General features: G+C 47.6%; 14 protein-coding genes. 8 read left to right on the plus strand and 6 right to left on the minus strand.

Annotated elements, in window-relative coordinates; translation table 11 throughout:
* Positions 1-231 precede the first annotated feature (231 nt).
* Positions 232-984 carry an acyl-[acyl-carrier-protein] thioesterase gene (locus F0P94_RS14015; RefSeq protein WP_150904519.1) on the plus strand — a complete coding sequence of 251 codons (753 nt, stop codon included), beginning with the start codon at positions 232-234 and terminating at the stop codon, positions 982-984.
* Between the two features lie 248 nt (positions 985-1,232).
* Positions 1,233-1,721, plus strand: a complete 489-nt coding sequence (locus F0P94_RS14020) for a GNAT family N-acetyltransferase (RefSeq protein ID WP_150904520.1) — start codon at positions 1,233-1,235, stop codon at positions 1,719-1,721.
* A gap of 82 nt (positions 1,722-1,803) precedes the next feature.
* Here the strand turns inward: F0P94_RS14020 and F0P94_RS14025 are convergent, their stop codons facing one another.
* A complete protein-coding gene (locus F0P94_RS14025) occupies positions 1,804-2,109 on the minus strand; it encodes a DUF4286 family protein (protein ID WP_150904521.1) in 306 nt (101 codons plus the stop codon).
* Positions 2,110-2,356: 247 nt separating this feature from the next.
* On the opposite strand from F0P94_RS14025, the gene F0P94_RS14030 reads away from it, so the two are divergent.
* Positions 2,357-2,857 carry a hypothetical protein gene (locus tag F0P94_RS14030; RefSeq protein ID WP_191907049.1) on the plus strand — a complete coding sequence of 167 codons (501 nt, stop codon included), beginning with the start codon at positions 2,357-2,359 and terminating at the stop codon, positions 2,855-2,857.
* A gap of 8 nt (positions 2,858-2,865) precedes the next feature.
* On the opposite strand, the gene F0P94_RS14035 is transcribed toward F0P94_RS14030, so the two are convergent.
* The 4 genes from F0P94_RS14035 to F0P94_RS14050 form a co-directional block, all read right to left on the minus strand.
* A complete protein-coding gene (locus F0P94_RS14035) occupies positions 2,866-4,095 on the minus strand; it encodes an MFS transporter (protein WP_150904523.1) in 1,230 nt (409 codons plus the stop codon).
* 353 nt (positions 4,096-4,448) lie between these two features.
* Entirely contained in the window at positions 4,449-6,896 is a 2,448-nt protein-coding gene (locus F0P94_RS14040; protein WP_150904524.1) for a TonB-dependent receptor, read from the minus strand.
* A gap of 320 nt (positions 6,897-7,216) precedes the next feature.
* The gene (locus tag F0P94_RS14045) at positions 7,217-7,531 is read right to left on the minus strand and encodes a hypothetical protein (RefSeq protein WP_150904525.1); all 315 of its coding nucleotides are present in this window, start codon (positions 7,529-7,531) and stop codon (positions 7,217-7,219) included.
* 71 nt (positions 7,532-7,602) lie between these two features.
* Complete coding sequence (locus F0P94_RS14050) at positions 7,603-8,001, minus strand: hypothetical protein (protein ID WP_150904526.1); 399 nt, start codon at positions 7,999-8,001, stop codon at positions 7,603-7,605.
* A gap of 396 nt (positions 8,002-8,397) precedes the next feature.
* Between F0P94_RS14050 and htpG the strand changes: the two genes are divergently transcribed.
* The 4 genes from htpG to F0P94_RS14070 all read left to right on the plus strand — a co-directional run bounded on the left by htpG (position 8,398) and on the right by F0P94_RS14070 (position 13,604).
* On the plus strand, positions 8,398-10,224 hold the full coding sequence (gene htpG / locus F0P94_RS14055; RefSeq protein ID WP_150904527.1) for a molecular chaperone HtpG: 1,827 nt from the start codon (positions 8,398-8,400) through the stop codon (positions 10,222-10,224).
* Between the two features lie 173 nt (positions 10,225-10,397).
* Positions 10,398-12,044 (plus strand): SBBP repeat-containing protein, encoded by a 1,647-nt coding sequence (locus F0P94_RS14060; RefSeq protein ID WP_150904528.1) that lies wholly within the window; start codon positions 10,398-10,400, stop codon positions 12,042-12,044.
* Between the two features lie 304 nt (positions 12,045-12,348).
* The gene (locus F0P94_RS14065) at positions 12,349-13,041 is read left to right on the plus strand and encodes a hypothetical protein (RefSeq protein ID WP_150904529.1); all 693 of its coding nucleotides are present in this window, start codon (positions 12,349-12,351) and stop codon (positions 13,039-13,041) included.
* Between the two features lie 86 nt (positions 13,042-13,127).
* The gene (locus F0P94_RS14070) at positions 13,128-13,604 is read left to right on the plus strand and encodes a YdeI/OmpD-associated family protein (protein WP_150904530.1); all 477 of its coding nucleotides are present in this window, start codon (positions 13,128-13,130) and stop codon (positions 13,602-13,604) included.
* A 157-nt stretch (positions 13,605-13,761) separates the two neighbouring features.
* Here F0P94_RS14070 and F0P94_RS14075 read toward each other — a convergent pair whose 3' ends face one another.
* A complete protein-coding gene (locus F0P94_RS14075) occupies positions 13,762-15,189 on the minus strand; it encodes an MATE family efflux transporter (RefSeq protein WP_150904531.1) in 1,428 nt (475 codons plus the stop codon).
* A 467-nt stretch (positions 15,190-15,656) separates the two neighbouring features.
* Here F0P94_RS14075 and F0P94_RS14080 point away from each other — a divergent pair, with 467 nt between their 5' ends.
* Complete coding sequence (locus tag F0P94_RS14080; protein WP_225307224.1) at positions 15,657-16,520, plus strand: toxin-antitoxin system YwqK family antitoxin; 864 nt, start codon at positions 15,657-15,659, stop codon at positions 16,518-16,520.
* Positions 16,521-16,623: the final 103 nt, after the last annotated feature.

Consider the following 16,623-nt stretch of genomic DNA (forward strand, 5'->3'; position numbering starts at 1 on the left):
TTGCTATATACTTCTGCATGAAATTTAATAAATATTTTTATACTCCGATTTTTATCCATGGATTTTTCTTATCTGGTTTAATGCTTCGACATTTGCTTTGGTTTCTCTTTTAGTCACCCTAATATTTTTAGTAAAAGTTATTTTTGGTTATTAAATTGGGTAGTAATCTGTAAATCTGCAAATGAAGTGAAGAGCTAATTTCTTCATCTCCAAATCTCCAAATCCAAACCCATGCCCCAAGCCAAAGGAGGAACTTCTCAATTCACCGTCCGTTCGAACGAGATCAATTACCGGGGCGAAGCCACTATGCCGGCGGTGGTCAGTTATTTTCAGGAAGCCGCCTGGGACAATACCAAAACCCTTGGCATTTCCATGTACGATCTGCTGGAACGCGGCCTTACCTGGGTGTTGCAGCGCATGCGCATCGAGATGTTCCGATACCCCAAGCACGACGAAAAGGTAACGGTGGAAACCTGGGCTTCGGGTCGGGAGAAAGTGTTCCTGCACCGCGATTTTCGGCTTTATTCCGAAGCCCAGGAGCTGCTCGGGCAGGCAACCAGCGTGTGGCTCGTAATGGATGTGGAAGCCCGCAAAATGGTAGCCGTTCCGGATTTTATCATGGCCCACGAAATAGCCCCGGACCACCCGCCGCTGCCCTTCGCCAAAGGGAAGCTACCGGCGCTTGAAACCCCTGCTTACGAAGAACAAATGCCCGTCCGCTGGCACGACATCGACCTGAACCGCCACGTTACCAATACCCGCTACATCGCCTGGGTTTTAGAGGCCTTACCGGTAGCGTTTCACGAAGAAAAGCAGTTGCAGGAACTCGATATTATTTACCGCGCCGAAAGCCTGCTCGGCGATACGGTACTTTCATCCGGTGGAAAAGCTTCAGCCGAAAACACCTTTCTGCACAAACTCACCAGCCAGCAAACCGGCAAAGAACTGGTGCAGGCCCAAACAAAATGGGGTGCTAGTGATTAGTGAATAATGATTAGTGATTAGTAGATCTGGAATGAAGATCTATTTCTTTTGCTTTCATATTTGACTCAGGCTAAAGACCATTTTAATTGGAAATTGGAATGTTTCAGCCGGTTCGCTGAAAAGTTGGTTTATAAATCATCACTACTACAACTTAAATAAGTTGCGGTAGTTATTTAATAGTAACGTAATTTTGGTTGTGTGCAGATCATACTAATCACTAATCATTATTCACTAATCACTAGAAAAGAATGGAAGTTATCATCCGCGAAGGGACAAAGAACGATCTGGCGGCGGCTTTTGCCTTAATTCAGGAGCTGGCCGAATACGAGAAAGCGCCGCACGAAGTAACCAATACCCTGGAGATGATGCGGGAAGACGGCTTCGGTACGAACCCGATCTTTAAATATTTTGTGGCCGAAGCGCCGGAAGGCATTATTGGCATTGCGGTTTATTTTACGGCTTATTCTACCTGGAAAGGCAAAACCATTTACCTGGAAGATCTGGTGGTAACCGAAAATTACCGTCGCTTCGGTATCGGTAAAAAACTCTTCGATGCGGTAGCCAGAAAAGCCGAAGAACTGGGCACCAAACGCTTTGCCTGGCAAGTGCTGGAATGGAACGAACCGGCCATTAAATTCTACCGGAAAGCCCAGGCCAACCTCGATGCCGAGTGGATAAACTGCCGCATGACGGATACCGAACTGAAAGCCTACAACGAACGGCAGGCCGTGGCTTAAAGGCATGCGGATCGTTCAAAAAATAAAAAGTCTTCCGGGAGCTCCCGGAAGACTTTTTTGCTTTAAAGAATAGCGTTTCTGCTTAATCAATAATTTCTAATACGGTCCGGAAAGCCACAAAACGGTCTTTGTAGCGTTCAGAGTGCTTGGCCTGTAAAGCCGGAGCATGGTTGCGCTGATATTCCATCAGATCTTCCATGTTGCGGGCCGTGTACTGAATGGCGTAAGTTGCACCCCCGTGGTCTTCGTCTTCCATTACCCGGGCAATCTGGTTCTTCACGAAGTAAGTAGTAGCCATAACTTCCGGAATATGTACCTCTTTCATCCACTGCAGCCATTCTGGGGCTACGGTTTTATCTATGCTGATTGTTACGTTATACAAGATCATATTACAAAGGTACGAAACTGCCGGGAAACAGATGCACTGCCTTTTCCTGTAGGTGAATAGTAGTGGTTGAGTTTGCCTGAATATGAGTTAGTTGTAATTTTTTATTGGGTTGCTGCAAAATTTTTTAAACAAAGCATCGGTTAGTGGGTTTGATAAAATGTTGTGTTTGCAATAAAAAATATTGTTATAAATATTTTGTATCCTAAATATTGTTACTATTTTTACGCCCCGAAACGAAAATATGAAAATGAAACTCCTTAAAGTGAAGTTTTTAATTATTCTAACCGCTTTTTGCTTCCTGAATACAGGAAACGTACAAGCTACTGCAGGAATTGAGAACGGAAACGAAGGCGTAACCGCTTCGGCAGCAAGCAATGCAGCCATTACGGAAGCGAAATACGACCGCATGATGCGCATTTTCATAAGCCGCCTGAAACTGGCCTTTTCCGAAACCGACGACACTAAAACGGTAGCCATTTTAAGCCAGTTCTCCCAGCAGTTCCACCAACAGACCGACGGCCTGAAACAGGAACTTGCTTCCTCGGTAAAACAACTTTCTAAAGAGGAGACGGCCGCACTATACAAACGCCTGGTAGAAAGATCGCACAACGCCGAATTAATTGCCCTGATCTTCGACGAGCGGATTACCAGCCGGGTAGATAAAAATCCGGAAATAAAGCAATTGCTGGAAACGCTGCAGGCCAAAAGCCTGGAAATCCAACAAACCGATCTGCTGGCCCTGAAATAGGGCCTTTTTTATTCGTAGTAATCCAGATCTTTCCCGAAACTTTCTTTTAACTGGCTGATGGAAAACAGCGCCAGCACAATGCTGATGGCTGCCAGAATGATCGCGCTGGTTTGCAGGCCAACACTTGGACGCATGGCATTAAAAGCCAGCGTCATGGGTACTACCGAACCGCGCACAAAATTCGGGACCGTAGTTGCCACCGTAGCGCGTAAATTGGTGCCGAACTGCTCGGCGGCAATGGTAACGAAAACCGCCCAGAATCCCGAGGTTATTCCCAATCCGAAACAGACAAAGTAAAAGATATTCAGCTCCACACCTTTGCTCAGGAAATAAACGGTTATCATAGCGGCGCTGGATAGCAGAAAAATCACCATCACCTTGTTGCGGCTTTTCAGCACCTGGCTTAAGTAACCGCTCAGAAAATCGCCGAAGATCAGGCCAAAGTAAGAATAGAAAACTGCTTTCCCCGCCGAAACTTCGCCCTGTACTCCAAGGCTTTTACCAAACTCCGGTGAAAACGTAATTAAGATCCCGATCACGTACCAGAGGGGAATACCCACCAGAATACACATCAAATATTTTTTCAGGCGCGGCCCGTTGGTGAACAAGCTGAAGAAATCGCCGCGCGTTACGCTGGCCTCTTTCAGGTTTTTGAACATACCCGATTCGTAAACGCTCACCCGAAGAAAAAGCAAAAGCAAACCCAGGCCTCCCCCAATAAAATACGCGTTCCGCCAGCCAAAAAAATCGCCTACCCAGAAAGCCAGCAAAGCCCCCGAAACCCCAACCGTAGCCACGATCATCGTTCCCAGGCCGCGCTTTTCCTTCGGCAATACTTCCGAAACCAACGTTACACCCGCACCTAATTCCCCTGCTAAACCAACGCCCGCAATAAACCGGAGCAACGCGTACTGCTCAATGTTCTGCACAAAACCGTTGGCAATATTGGCCAGCGAATAAAGCAAAATAGAACCGAAGAGTACGGTTAACCGGCCGCGTTTATCGCCCAGAATGCCCCACAGAATACCGCCAATCAGCATGCCTGCCATTTGCATATTTATCAACAGCACGCCTTTATCCAGGTTCTCAGCCGCCGAAATACCCAAGTCGCTGAGGCTTTGAACCCGCACCACGCTGAATAGAATGAGGTCGTAAATATCTACGAAGTAGCCAAGGGCCGCCACAATTACAGCCGTATTTAAAATTACGGAACGGTTCGTATTAAAATCTTCAGCCATAAAGGGAGAACAGTAGGATTTTGCGGCTAAAAAGTAACGGGGAAATTGTGGTATTTCAAAATGGATAGGATTAAAAAAAAAACAACCACCCCCGAACCCCTCCTTGAAAAGGAGGGGAGCTGTTTTCTACCGTTTCTCCGGCTTTTTGAGGTTAAAGCGTACTGTTTTCATTCTAAAGGCCGAAATAGAATCTGAAGGATTCTTTAAGGAAGTAAAAGCTCCCCTCCTTTTCAAGGAGGGGCTGGGGGTGGTTGTGCTATAAAAAGCAAAAGCCCGGCTACAAGAACAACCGGGCTAAAATTCAGAGTATAGAACAGAGAAAGCCCTCCCCTGTTTTTAGCTGTTGGGTGGGGTCACTTAAACGAAAGCGGCACAATTAACTTAAAGCTCACATTCCGGCCCATATTGAAAACGCCGGTGCGGCCCGTAGCCTCATTTATGGCCGCATACTTCAGGCGGCTCAAATGGTTTTGGTAGGCTACGTCGAAGAGGTTATTGGCAGTAACGTAAAGGGAAAAGAGGGTGGCCGTTTTTCCGTTTGGTACATCTACGCCCAGGCCGGCGTTGATCAGGGTATAGGCCGCGGTGGCGGTTTCGGTATTGTTGGCGGCGTAGAAGTGATTCTGGGCAAAATAATGCTCCATTTCCAGGCGGGCAAACCAGTTTTTAACCAGGGCTTTTTTCGGGCTGAAATCGATCCGGAGCTCCGATTGCAGGCGCGGGGCCGGAATAAACGGTAGGTTGCGGGTAGAATCGGGCTGGTTTAGCTGAATGCCGCGCACAAAAGAAAGCGAGTTCTCAAAATGCAGCCAGTCGAGCGGGTGCGGGTGGAAATCGACCATGATCTCGCCGCCATACAGGTGCGCATTGCCTTGTCCGAATTTAAAAACCGGCGCCGGGTCTTCTTCGTTGCTTAGCGAATCGCCGCCGAAAACGCTTCGGAGCTTCTCCGGGAAAATATAGCGCTGAATGTGGTTGCTGAAGGCGGTCAGTTCCAGATTTACGTGCTCGGTTTCCAGAATTAAGCCGGCATCCAGCTGCAAACTGGTTTCCGGTTTCAGTTCGGGGTTGCCGATCTCAAAGCGCAAGGTGCCTTCGTGGCGACCATTCGAGGCCAGTTCAGCAATATTCGGCGCCCGGAAACCGCGGGCAATGTTCAGCTTGGCCGATAATTTTTCGGTAAGGTCGTAAGTGGCGCCGGCGCTGGCAGAAATATTGGAGAACGTGCGGTCGAAGCCGATGAATTTCGTTTCGGCAGCTTCGGCGGGGTTCGTAGTAGGGGTTCCTTCTTCAGTTAAAAGCAGTTCCTCGGCATGCAGGTTCCGGAGATCGAAGCGGAGGCCGCCGCTCAGGTGTAGCCTGGGGTGGTTGTTGGTAATAAAGCCGAATACGCCCAGGTCAGTGAGCCGGTAATCCGGGATCAGGAATTCTTCGCCTTTGTTCTGATTGGTCTGGTGCATGCCGCTCAGGCCAAGAGTAGCGTTCCAGCCGGAAAACTCAGGCAGAAAATACTTGGCATCGTAACTCCAGGTCTGCAGGTCGAAGATCAGGGAAGCGTCTTCGGCTTCGTCGTGGTGTTCATGGTCGTGATCTTCTTCCGCGCCATGGCCATGGCCGAATTCCTGCCGGAGGTTGCGTTGCCAGTCCAGGTTTACCGTGGCTCGCGACCGGCCTAGAATGAAATTGTTCTGGGAAGAAAAACGTAAATGGTTTATGGTCTGGTAAGGTTCGTTGATGTGGTAGCCTTTCAGATCATCTCTGGTAACGGCCACTTCCTTTTCTTCCCCGTCTATTTCGGCAAGCTTCAGGAAATTGCCCAAAGAATCGCGTTCCCCCTCAATTAAGCCAACCTTCTGGTTAAAGGAACTGAAATTCAGGTGCGAGAATCCCCAGCTTTTATTCACGCCCACGTAGCCGCTGGCGTTATATTCCCGGAAACCGGAATTGTAAACTTTGCCGTCGTAGCGGTTCTGGTAGTTGCCGGCCGCTTTCTGGCTCAGGCGCGCCTGCCAGTTCAGGCCGTTCAGGTTGCCTGCGTTGAAAATAGAGTTGCCGATTAAATTATTATTCGTCTGATAATTGCCGGAATAAGAGCCAAGTATTCGCCCGTTTTCTACCGGATCGGGCGAAAGAAAATTGATTACGCCGGCCATGGCATCGGAGCCGTACATGATGCTGCCGGGGCCTTTCACAATTTCGGCGCGGTCTACCGAAAATTCGTCTATTTCAATGCCGTGTTCGTCGCCCCATTGCTGGCCTTCCTGGCGCATGCCGTTTTCCAGGGTAACCACGCGGTTACCGCTCAGGCCTCTGATAACCGGTTTGGAAATGGCTGCCCCCGTGCTGATCTGGGAAATTCCCGGCGTTTTGGCAATGGCATCGATCACGTTGGTAGAAGTGCGCTGCTGCAGTTCTTCGTGACTGACCACGGTAGTAGGTACCGGGTTCTGGTGCCTTTGGGTTGAGGCCGAAACGCCCGTAATGACCACTGCGCCCAGTTCCGTTACCGAAGGACTTAGCGTAAAATCTGCCGTAACGGCGCCGTTCAGTTCAACCATCCGGGTAATGGAAGTGTAGCCAATGAAACGGATCTGGGCCAGGAATTTTCCTTTGGGCAGGTTGCTGAGCTGGTAAATGCCCTCCGTATTGGTAGAAGCGCCCTGGCGGAGATCGGGCAGGTAAACCGTAGCGCCGGTAAGCGGCTCGCCGGTGTTTTGGTCGGTTATTTTGCCGCTAAGGCTGTTTTGCGGGAAGGCTTGAATGGAAATAAAAAGCAGGAGTATGGAAAGTGAGAGCTTCATAAACAGGATGTTTGCAGAACGGAATGGCCAGGGTACGGGAAACCGCTGGCAATGCGTTTCAGGAAATATTAAACTAAAATACAGAAAGCCTGCAATGCCGTTTAAGCCGGTTTTTGGCCGAAAAGCATAGCGTTTTTGAGGAAAAATTGCGGGAAAAATTGCAACGCTGCCAGCATTGTCATGCAACAGAAACCCCCGGGTTCAGGAGGATTGAAAATGCCAGGAGCCCCGGAAATGATCGGGATCCGCGGCTTCCGGAATGACAGATTGGAATTAACGTTCACCAGATTTCGCCACAAAAGAGCAGGCAGAAAACAGGTTTAGCTTAAAGTGGGCGGCCCGCGAAGGCAAACATTATTGGGGAAGGTAAATTTCCAGACGGAATGGTAAACGAACGCGTGCTCCGTGAAAGAGAGCGGGGTATTAAAAACGAAATGTTGCGTTACCGGCTGAAAAGGCGCATCGAACAGGTTGTCGATGTGGCAGTGGGTGTGCTTTACGTCGAAATGCGTTATGTTTTCGTCGTGGGCGTGCGTGGTGTGTTCGTGAGCGTGCAAAGCCAATACCGCATCTTCCGGCGCCAGTACGCGACAGAAAAGCAGCAGCAGGAAATATGCAATTATTTTACGGAACACCGTTACAGGGCAAAAATGAGAAAGTAAAGTTACGCCAAAGGCCCGATTTCTGAAAGTTAAATTTTTATGAATTAAGCATTTACCATTTGTTCAGCTGTTTCAAAGGGCATTGTTTGTCGTTCAGCTGCCATAATTGCGTCATAAATTTCCACGGCAACCTGTTTGGCGAGTTCTTTGGGAATGGCATCGAAGGTATGGTAGGAATTGCTGTGCCGGCAATAACCGGAAACTTCGCCGGTGAATTTTTGCTGAATGGCGCTTAATTGCTGCTCCACTTTTTTTGCATCCAGCTTGCCCGTAAGGCTTTCGGAAAGGAATTTCAAGTTTACCGAAATATAAGCGTTCCGGTATTCCTCATAGATCAGGATGCAGGGGATTTCCAGCTCGGCACAGGCATCGAGCCAGATGCTGGCCAGACGCTGTTCCAGACTTCTTTCTTTTCGGATCAGAATGAATTTTGAGCTATGCATCTGGTTTTACCTGTTTAATGAACTGCTTAATGAGCCCGAATATTTTAATAAATAGATATAGAAGGGCATCTATAAAAGCTTGAACCATTTTCCTGTTTAAAGGTTATTAATTTTTCCCGGATTTTCAAGTGTTGTTTAAGGTAATCTTTCTAAAGTGAAATGAAAAAATTGGCTTATTGCAATTTCAGTTTTTAAATTCATTGCCAACCATATTATCAGCTTGTCGAATACCGAACAATCGAAAAGTCAAGCCTTCCAACCCTGTCAACCTGTCAGAATTTTGGGGCTGGAACAACTTTTGAAACTACCCGCGCGGCTTGTAAAAGACTTTTTCAGGCTAAAATCTTAGCGTTTTAAAAGCATAATAGCACATAAAATAGTAAGCACATTAAAATTATGGCAGAAAAAGGCACCATCTCGATCCACACCGAGAATATTTTCCCGATCATTAAGAAGTTCCTGTATTCCGACCACGAAATCTTCCTTCGGGAATTGGTTTCGAACGCGGTAGATGCAACCCAGAAACTGAAGCGTTTGTCCGCGATCGGCGAGTACAAAGGCGAACTGGGCGAAGACCTGAAAGTGAAGGTAAGCGTGGACAAAGAGGCCCGCAAGATCATTATTTCGGACCGCGGTATTGGTATGACCGCTGAAGAGATCAAGAAATATATTAACCAGATCGCATTTTCCGGCGCCACCGAATTTGTGGAGAAATACAAAGACAAGCCCGATGCCAATCAGATCATTGGTCAGTTCGGTCTGGGTTTCTACTCCGCGTTTATGGTAGCCGATACGGTAGAGATCAACACGAAATCTTTCCAGGAAGGCGCCGAAGCGGCCCGTTGGGTTTGCGACGGTTCTACGGAGTTCGAAATTACGCCATCAGATAAAGCCGAACGCGGCACGGACATTATTTTGAACGTAGCCGCCGATTCGGATGAGTTCCTAGAGCCGGCCCGTTTAAGAACTATCCTGACCAAATACTGCAAATTCCTGCCGGTAGAAGTAGAGTTCGAAGGCGAAGTGATCAACAATCCGAACCCGATCTGGACCAAATCGCCAAGCGAACTGACGGACGAAGATTACACCAAGTTCTACAACGAACTTTATCCGTTCTCCGAACCGCCGCTTTTCTGGATCCATTTGAACGTAGATTATCCGTTCAACCTGACCGGTATTCTGTACTTCCCCAAAATCAAGAACGAGTTCGAATTCACCAAAAACAAAATTCAGCTTTACTCGAAGCAGGTTTTCATTACCGACGAGGTAAAAGACGTAGTGCCGGAGTTCCTGATGCTGCTGCACGGCGTGATCGATTCGCCGGATATTCCGCTGAACGTAAGCCGTAGCTTCCTGCAGGCTGACAGCAACGTGAAGAAGATCAATACCTATATCACGAAGAAAGTGGCCGACAAGCTGAACGAGATCTTCAAAAAAGACCGCGCCGGCTACGAAGCCAAGTGGAACGACATCAACGTGTTCGTGAAATACGGTATGCTTTCGGACGAAAAATTCTACGACAAAGCCAAAGATTTCGGCCTGCTGCAGAATCTGGAAGGCAAGTATTTCACCATGGAAGAATACAAGGCTTTCGTGCAGGCCAACCAGACGGCTAAAAACGAAAATCAGGTTTGGCTCTACACCACCGATCAGGAAAAACAGCACGCCTTCATCGAAGCGGCCCAGAACCGCGGTTACGATGTGCTGAAACTGGATTCGGTAATCGACAGCCACTTTATTGGCATGCTGGAGCAGAAGCTGGAAAAAACCACCCTGAAGCGCGTTGATGCCGATACCATCGACAAGCTGATCGAGAAGGAAGAAACCAAGGACATGGTGCTTTCGGAAGACGAGAAAACCAAGCTGAAAGAGATCTTCGAAAAAGCGATCAACAATACAAACATGATGGTTTCAGTAGAGCCGCTTTCGCCGGAAGACCAGCCGGTAATTATTACCATGCCGGAGTTCATGCGCCGCATGAAAGACATGGCTAAAACCGGTGGCGGCGGCATGATGTTCATGGGCAACATGCCGGACTCTTACAACGTGAGCGTAAACGGAAACCACCCGATCATCCAGCGCATTTTAAAGGCCCGAGACGAGAGCAAAGAAAAAATTGCCCGTCAGGCGTTTGACTTAGCCTTGCTGTCGCAGAACATGCTTTCCGGGGCGGCGCTTACGGCGTTTGTGAAGCGGAGCGTGGAATTGATTGAGAAGGAGTAGGTTTTACTGGTTTCTGATCCTGTTTAAAAGCCCGACTGGTGTAAAAACCTGTCGGGCTTTTTTATTAAATTGGACTTTTCTTTATTATTGCACACAAATTTTGTTATTTTGCAAGGGCTCACTTTTGAAGTCCTTTAAATAAGGGTTTTAGAATTTTCAAACAAGTTTATTTTATGAAGAACTTTTTCTTATTCTGCTGCGCCCTAGTGGGTTTCTTGCTAACAGGACTTGAGCAGGCAGTTGCGCAAACTCCGGCATTTGCGTGGGTAAAGCAGGCTGGAGGAATAAGTTATAGTACTGGCCGTGCCATTGTTACCGATGCGTTTGGCAATAGTTATGTAACCGGTGCATTTGTCGGGACGGCATACTTCGACAGTATTTCGCTTACAAGTAGCGGGAGTGAGGACGTTTTTATAGTTAAATACGATGCTTCGGGCACAGTATTATGGGCTGTAAAAGGCGGTGGTCCAGGCAATGATAAAGGTATAAGCATAGCCATAGATGCCAGCGGTAACAGCTACGTTACCGGCGCTTTTAGTGGCACAGCCTCCTTTGGCAGTACCACGCTTACCAGCAGTGGAAATGATGATGTGTTCACGGTAAAATACGATGCTTTCGGCGCAGTAGTATGGGCTGTGAAAGGAGATGGGCCAGGTTATGATGGGGGTATGGGTATTGCCATAGATGGGAGTGGCAACAGCTACGTAACTGGCTTTTTTCAGAGTAATATCATCTTTGGAACCATCACGCTTACCGGTGATGGTGGCCTTGATATGTTTACAGTTAAATACAATGCTTCGGGTGCAGTAATGTGGGCTGTAAAAGGCAGTGGAACAAGTAATGATTCTGGTGCTGACATTGCTATAGATGGCAGCGGCAACAGTTACGTTACTGGGTTTTTTTCAGGCACGGCCACCTTTGGTGGCATTACGCTAACCAGTAATGGACCTTCTGATGTGTTTGCAGTAAAATACAATGCTTCCGGCGCGGTGATATGGGCTATGAAAGCTGGCGGAAACGGCGCTGATTCTGGTGCTGACATTGCCTTAGATGGCAGTGGCAATAGCTATATAACCGGTACGTTTGTCGGGACGGCAAACTTCGGCGGTATTTCGCTTACAAGCAGCAGCGGGAGTGATGACGTTTTTATAGTTAAATACGATGCTTCGGGCACAGTATTATGGGCTGTAAAAGGCGGTGGCCCTGGCAATGATAAAGGTCTAAGCATAGCTATAGATGCCAGCGGTAACAGCTACGTTACCGGCACTTTTCGGGGTACAGCTTCCTTTGGCAGCACTACGCTTACCAGCAGCAGTCTTTCTGATGCGTTCACGGCAAAATACAATGCTTCCGGCGCAGTAGTATGGGCTGTGAAAGGAGGAGGACCAGATTACGATCAGGGTATGGGTATTGGCATAGACGGCAGCGGCAACAGCTACGTTACTGGCTTTTTTGTGGGTAGTGCCACCTTTGGCGCTACTACGCTTACCAACGGCGGCGGGACTTCCAATATGTTTATTGTCAAGCTTCAGTCCGGCAATCCCAATGCTATTGCAGCTGATCGCGGCTCTCCGGCAGCAGCAGTAATTTATCCGAATCCGAACAATGGCCTTTTTAGTCTGGAACTGAAAGGCTTCCGCAGAGATAAAGCAATGCTAACGGTATTCGACGTAACAGGAAAGCAAGTGCTAGGCAAAGTGGTAACTGCAGTAAATGGAACAGTAACAGAAAAATTGCAGCTGCCAGAGCAAAAAGGTATTTACTTATTGAAAGTGGTATCAGATAACCAGGTACTAACTAGGAAGATTATTGTGGATTAGAAGGTAAAATTGCCCGTCAGGCGTTCGACTTAGCCTTGCTTTCTCAGAACATGCTTTCCGGTGCAGCGCTTACGGCGTTCGTGAAGCGGAGCGTGGAGTTGATCGAGAAGGAGTAGCCCCCACCTAAATCCTCCCCTAAAAACAGGGGAGGACTTTTTGATACTATGAAAAAAAAAGTCTGCTGAAGAAGCGGACTTTTTTGCTTTATAAGGGTAGGGTTTTGAGGATATATTTATAAGTATTTGGCCGGAGATAATGAGGTAGTTGTTTTTACTGGGAGGGATTTTTTACGTTAAACAGAACTATGAAAAATCTGCCTTTTTATATCCCGGCCTCCTTCATCCTGACCACCGGCTTAACCATTTGTTTTTTTTACCGCGCTACAAATCGTTCCAAGGCTGTCTTAATTTTTGCATTGTTGCTGCTGTCGGTGCAAATGGTCGTTGCGTTAACAGGTTTTTTCATGGTTACCACTACCTCTCCGCCACGCTTAATATTGCTGGCCCCGCCGGTAGGGTTGATTATTATTGCCTTATTCTTGTCAGCGAAAGGAAAACGATTTTTAGATAGCCTCGATTTGAAATTTTTAACCTTGCTGCACGTAGTAAGGCTGCCGGTAGAATTAGTTTTGTACTGGTTATTTCTGCATAAAGCTGTTCCCGAACTCATGACTTTCGAAGGCAGGAATTTCGATTTGTTTTCCGGTTTAACCGCGCCGCTCGTTTATTATTTAGGTTTCGTTAAGAAAAAGCTGAGTCCGAATATACTGCTGCTCTGGAATCTGGTTTGCCTGGCGTTGCTGTTTAATATTGTAATTAATGCCATTCTTTCGGCGCCAACGCCTTTCCAGCAATTCGCTTTCGATCAGCCCAACATTGCTATCCTGTATTTCCCGTTTATCTGGTTGCCTGGTTTTATTGTTCCGGTGGTTTTACTGGCTCACCTGGCAACTATCAGGCGACTGGTTTCAATTTCCGGAGAAAAGAAATTTTTGTAACAGGTTTGCAGGCGGGTTTCAGTATTGTTAACTTACCATTGTTCCGGGAGTAGCTCAGTACAATTAGAAAGCGGAAGCATCAGAAAATGGAAACCCCCTTAGTAGATAAAGATTACCTGCTGGAAAAGTTCCCAGGAAAAGGCGGCTGGACGTATGCGTTGATCCCGGAAATTCCGCAGGATAAAAAAGCCTGGTTTGGCTTGGTTAAGGTGCGCGGTTCCATAGATGGTTTCCCTGTTGAAAATGCTAATTTAATGCCCATGGGCGGCGGAAAACTTTTTCTGCCGGTAAAAACTGCTATCCGGAAAAAGATCGGCAAAGAAGCCGGGGATCGGGTTCGAATTGTGCTGTATGCGCAACATGGGGTTAATAATGTGCGGGAGGAATTGCTTCTTTGTCTGGAAGATGAGCCCAAAGCCCTGAAACAATTTCAGGAGCTGCCGGAAGGAAATCAGCAGGAAATGCTCTATTGGATTTCAGCGGCGAAAAGCGAAGATGAAAAAGTGCGGCGCATTGCACAATGTATGGATACGTTGCTTCTAAGTGCGAAATCGTTAGTTTAAGTAGGAAGTATTTTTTTTAGGTGAATTGATAGCGTTTCTTCTATTGCCTTTCTGGGGGAATTAAAACAAATTTTGAAACTTTTGCCGGGACGAACTTCCATGCTCAGAAATTCAAAACCTCACAGGTTTCAAAAACCTGTGAGGTTTAAACATTCGTTTAGATCTTCACTTTCTTCCACTTCCCTTTCCGGAAAAGAACAATGCTGGCAAGGGTGATACTGGTTTCAGCTACCGGAATGGCAATAAAGACGCCAGTTGGGCCGAGGCCTAAGGTTTTAGCCAGGAAATACGCCAGCGGGATCTGTAAAAGCCAGAAGCCGAAAATGTTTACCCACGTTGGCGTCCAGGTGTCGCCGGCGCCGTTGAAGGCGTTTATGAGTACCATACCTACGCCGTAGAAAACGTACCCCAGGCTCATGATCCGGATCGCTTCCACGGCTACTGTTTTTATCTGGGCATCGTTGGTGAAAAAGGAAACGAAGATTTCGGCTCCGGCTAAACTCAGCACCGTTATTACGAGCATAAAGATTACGTTGTATTTCGCCGTTTTTATGACCGATTCTACGGCCCTCTCTACTTGTTGCGCCCCTAAATTCTGACCAACCAGCGTGGAAGCGGCATTGCTTAAGCCCCAGGCCGGCAAAATAAAGAACATAAGCAGGCGCAAGGCCGTCTGGTAGCCGGCCGAACCGTGATCGCCGCCGGTGGTGGCTACCAGTTGCGCCAGGAAGATCCAGCTGCAGGAAGCAATTACGAACTGCAGCACGGCCGGAGCCGCAACCTGGGAAAGGGTTTTAATCTGCTGCCAGTCCGGGAGGAAATACCGGGCAGCTACTTTAAGCGTGTGCCGGCCATTGAGCAGGTGGTAGAGCTGATACGACACGCCTAAGCCGCGCCCCAGGGTAGTGGCAATTGCCGCGCCCGTCAGGCCGAAAGCCGGAATTGGCCCAAAGCCGTTGATCAGGATCGGGCACAGAATGATGTTGGCAATATTGGCCACCCACAAACTTTTCATGGCAATTGCCGCATTGCCGGCACCCCGGAAAATTCCGTTAATTAAGAACAAAAGCATAATAAAAATGCTGCTGCCCATCATGATCTTGATAAACGGGGTTCCGTACTGCGCGGCTTCCGGCGAAGCGCCCATCAGCATCAGGATCTCCGTGCCGTAAATTACCCCGAAAATACTGATGAGGGTGTTGATCACAAATGCGATCAGAATAGCCTGCATACCGGCTTTGGCCGCCGCGGCTGGATCTTTTTCGCCTATCCGGCGGGCTACCATGGCCGTGGCCGCCATGCTGATGCCGATGGCAATGGAGTAAATTACCGTCAGAACCGACTCCGTAAGCCCAACCGCCTGAATGGCGTAACTGCTATTGTGCAAGTGGCCCACAAAATACAGGTCTACCAGGGCAAACACCGATTCCATGATCATTTCGAGCACCATGGGAATAGCCAGTAATACGACGGCTTTCCGGATGCTGCCCGTGGTGTAATCCATTTCTTCGCCGCGTAGGGCAAGCTTTATGGTGGCGAATACAGAAGCAAACTGCTTCCTTTCAGAAACTTCAGAAAATGACATTGCTTTAAAAAATATATGATTGCAGATAAAACCGGGCAAACGGGTTTTCGCCTGCCGGAAAATAAAAAAAGAAAGGAGAGGCGCCCTTTATTAGAGGAACAGGGCTGCTAAAACAATCATAGTGCTCAGAAGCTGAGGTGCAAATATATTATTTTGATTTATAGTTGAAGAACGGAGTGTCGTAATTTTTGTTAGGCGCTTTTTATTGGCTTTGTCCGCTTAAAGTTGAAATGCCTGGCTTTATGGCCAGATCTGAACGAAAGCAGGAAAATATTAAAGATAAAAACAAAGCAAAGAAATCTCCGTTTTTGCCGGAATACGAAATATTGCCATCTTTACGTTTTATGCTGTAAGCTTTTGTTTTGAATTATCTGCCGCGCATGCGTTTACCTTTTTTATTTAAATTAATACCGTTTTTAATTTTCCTGGTGGTCCAGGCTTGTAGTTCGCGGAATTATAACGTGGAAATGAAGCCGAAACCGGTGGCGAAAGTAACCAATACCAAAAAAGATTCGGTAGCTGTTCCGGTTATGAAACCCGATAGCCTGATGCGGTCTTCGCAGGAAGATTCGGTGAAACGGCCATCGCTGGAAACCGCGCCGCCGGCTGCGGTAGGCGGTGCCAAGGCACCGGTAAAAGAGGAGAAGAAAAAGAAGAAGAAAAAGAAAAACGTATTTTTAGGGTATAAAACCCGCAAAGGCGTCGCCCGGAGTGGCTCCGGAAAAAGCGCAGTAATAGAGACCTTCAGCTACCTGCGTGAATTCAAAGAACCAAGTGCGTATGCCCCGGCTAAGTATTACTACCACGTGCGCCGGAAAAAGATCTTTAAAGGCCGCACCATCGATCCGAAAGTTTCGAAGATCCTGCACGGGCCTTATAAGAAGATGCAGGGCGGTAAAACGCTGGAGGAAGGGTTTTTCTATATCGGCACCAAGCACCTGCGCTGGGAGAAATACAACAAGAACGGCATCCTGACCGGAAAATCGCATTTCGAAAAAGGCTTCCCGCGCGATGCCAAAATTACTTATTACGATGCGGCCCAGCAGAAAGTGAAAGAAGTTATTCCTTACCTGAACGGCAAAGTGGAAGGCGATTACGTGAAGTTCCGGCCGGATGGCTTATTGGAATGGGAAGGGCAGTACGAGGAAGGAAAAAAAGTAGGCGAATGGATCGAATACTGGCCGTTCCGGAACCGCCGTCGCTACGTTTTTCAATACCCGGAAACCGCGTACGACGAACCGGTCGAGCCTTACCTGCTCCGCGAATACAACCGCAACAACTCTCTGATCTACGAAAAAGGCAAACTCGACAAACGCGGACAGGAAAAATAATTGATTGATTGTTAATTGCTGATTGTTAATTGATCTGGAAACGGTATGCTTTTTTTCTAAAAAGGCATACCGTTTATGTTTATTAATTCTGAAGAATCCTGAA

Origin of the sequence: Adhaeribacter soli (assembly GCF_008727925.1) — a bacterium.
GTDB lineage: Bacteria > Bacteroidota > Bacteroidia > Cytophagales > Hymenobacteraceae > Adhaeribacter_A > Adhaeribacter_A soli.

What these genes read in the sequence shown, in the direction of transcription:
- F0P94_RS14065 (WP_150904529.1), top strand. Translation starts at nt 12,349, where the DNA reads ATGAAAAATCTGCCTTTTTATATCCCGGCCTCCTTCATCCTGACCACC.
- F0P94_RS14070 (WP_150904530.1), top strand. Translation starts at nt 13,128, where the DNA reads ATGGAAACCCCCTTAGTAGATAAAGATTACCTGCTGGAAAAGTTCCCA.
- F0P94_RS14020 (WP_150904520.1), top strand. Translation starts at nt 1,233, where the DNA reads ATGGAAGTTATCATCCGCGAAGGGACAAAGAACGATCTGGCGGCGGCT.
- F0P94_RS14040 (WP_150904524.1), bottom strand. Translation starts at nt 6,896, where the DNA reads ATGAAGCTCTCACTTTCCATACTCCTGCTTTTTATTTCCATTCAAGCC.
- F0P94_RS14030 (WP_191907049.1), top strand. Translation starts at nt 2,357, where the DNA reads ATGAAACTCCTTAAAGTGAAGTTTTTAATTATTCTAACCGCTTTTTGC.
- F0P94_RS14050 (WP_150904526.1), bottom strand. Translation starts at nt 8,001, where the DNA reads ATGCATAGCTCAAAATTCATTCTGATCCGAAAAGAAAGAAGTCTGGAA.
- F0P94_RS14015 (WP_150904519.1), top strand. Translation starts at nt 232, where the DNA reads ATGCCCCAAGCCAAAGGAGGAACTTCTCAATTCACCGTCCGTTCGAAC.
- F0P94_RS14025 (WP_150904521.1), bottom strand. Translation starts at nt 2,109, where the DNA reads ATGATCTTGTATAACGTAACAATCAGCATAGATAAAACCGTAGCCCCA.
- F0P94_RS14035 (WP_150904523.1), bottom strand. Translation starts at nt 4,095, where the DNA reads ATGGCTGAAGATTTTAATACGAACCGTTCCGTAATTTTAAATACGGCT.
- F0P94_RS14060 (WP_150904528.1), top strand. Translation starts at nt 10,398, where the DNA reads ATGAAGAACTTTTTCTTATTCTGCTGCGCCCTAGTGGGTTTCTTGCTA.
- F0P94_RS14080 (WP_225307224.1), top strand. Translation starts at nt 15,657, where the DNA reads ATGAAGCCGAAACCGGTGGCGAAAGTAACCAATACCAAAAAAGATTCG.
- F0P94_RS14075 (WP_150904531.1), bottom strand. Translation starts at nt 15,189, where the DNA reads ATGTCATTTTCTGAAGTTTCTGAAAGGAAGCAGTTTGCTTCTGTATTC.
- htpG (WP_150904527.1), top strand. Translation starts at nt 8,398, where the DNA reads ATGGCAGAAAAAGGCACCATCTCGATCCACACCGAGAATATTTTCCCG.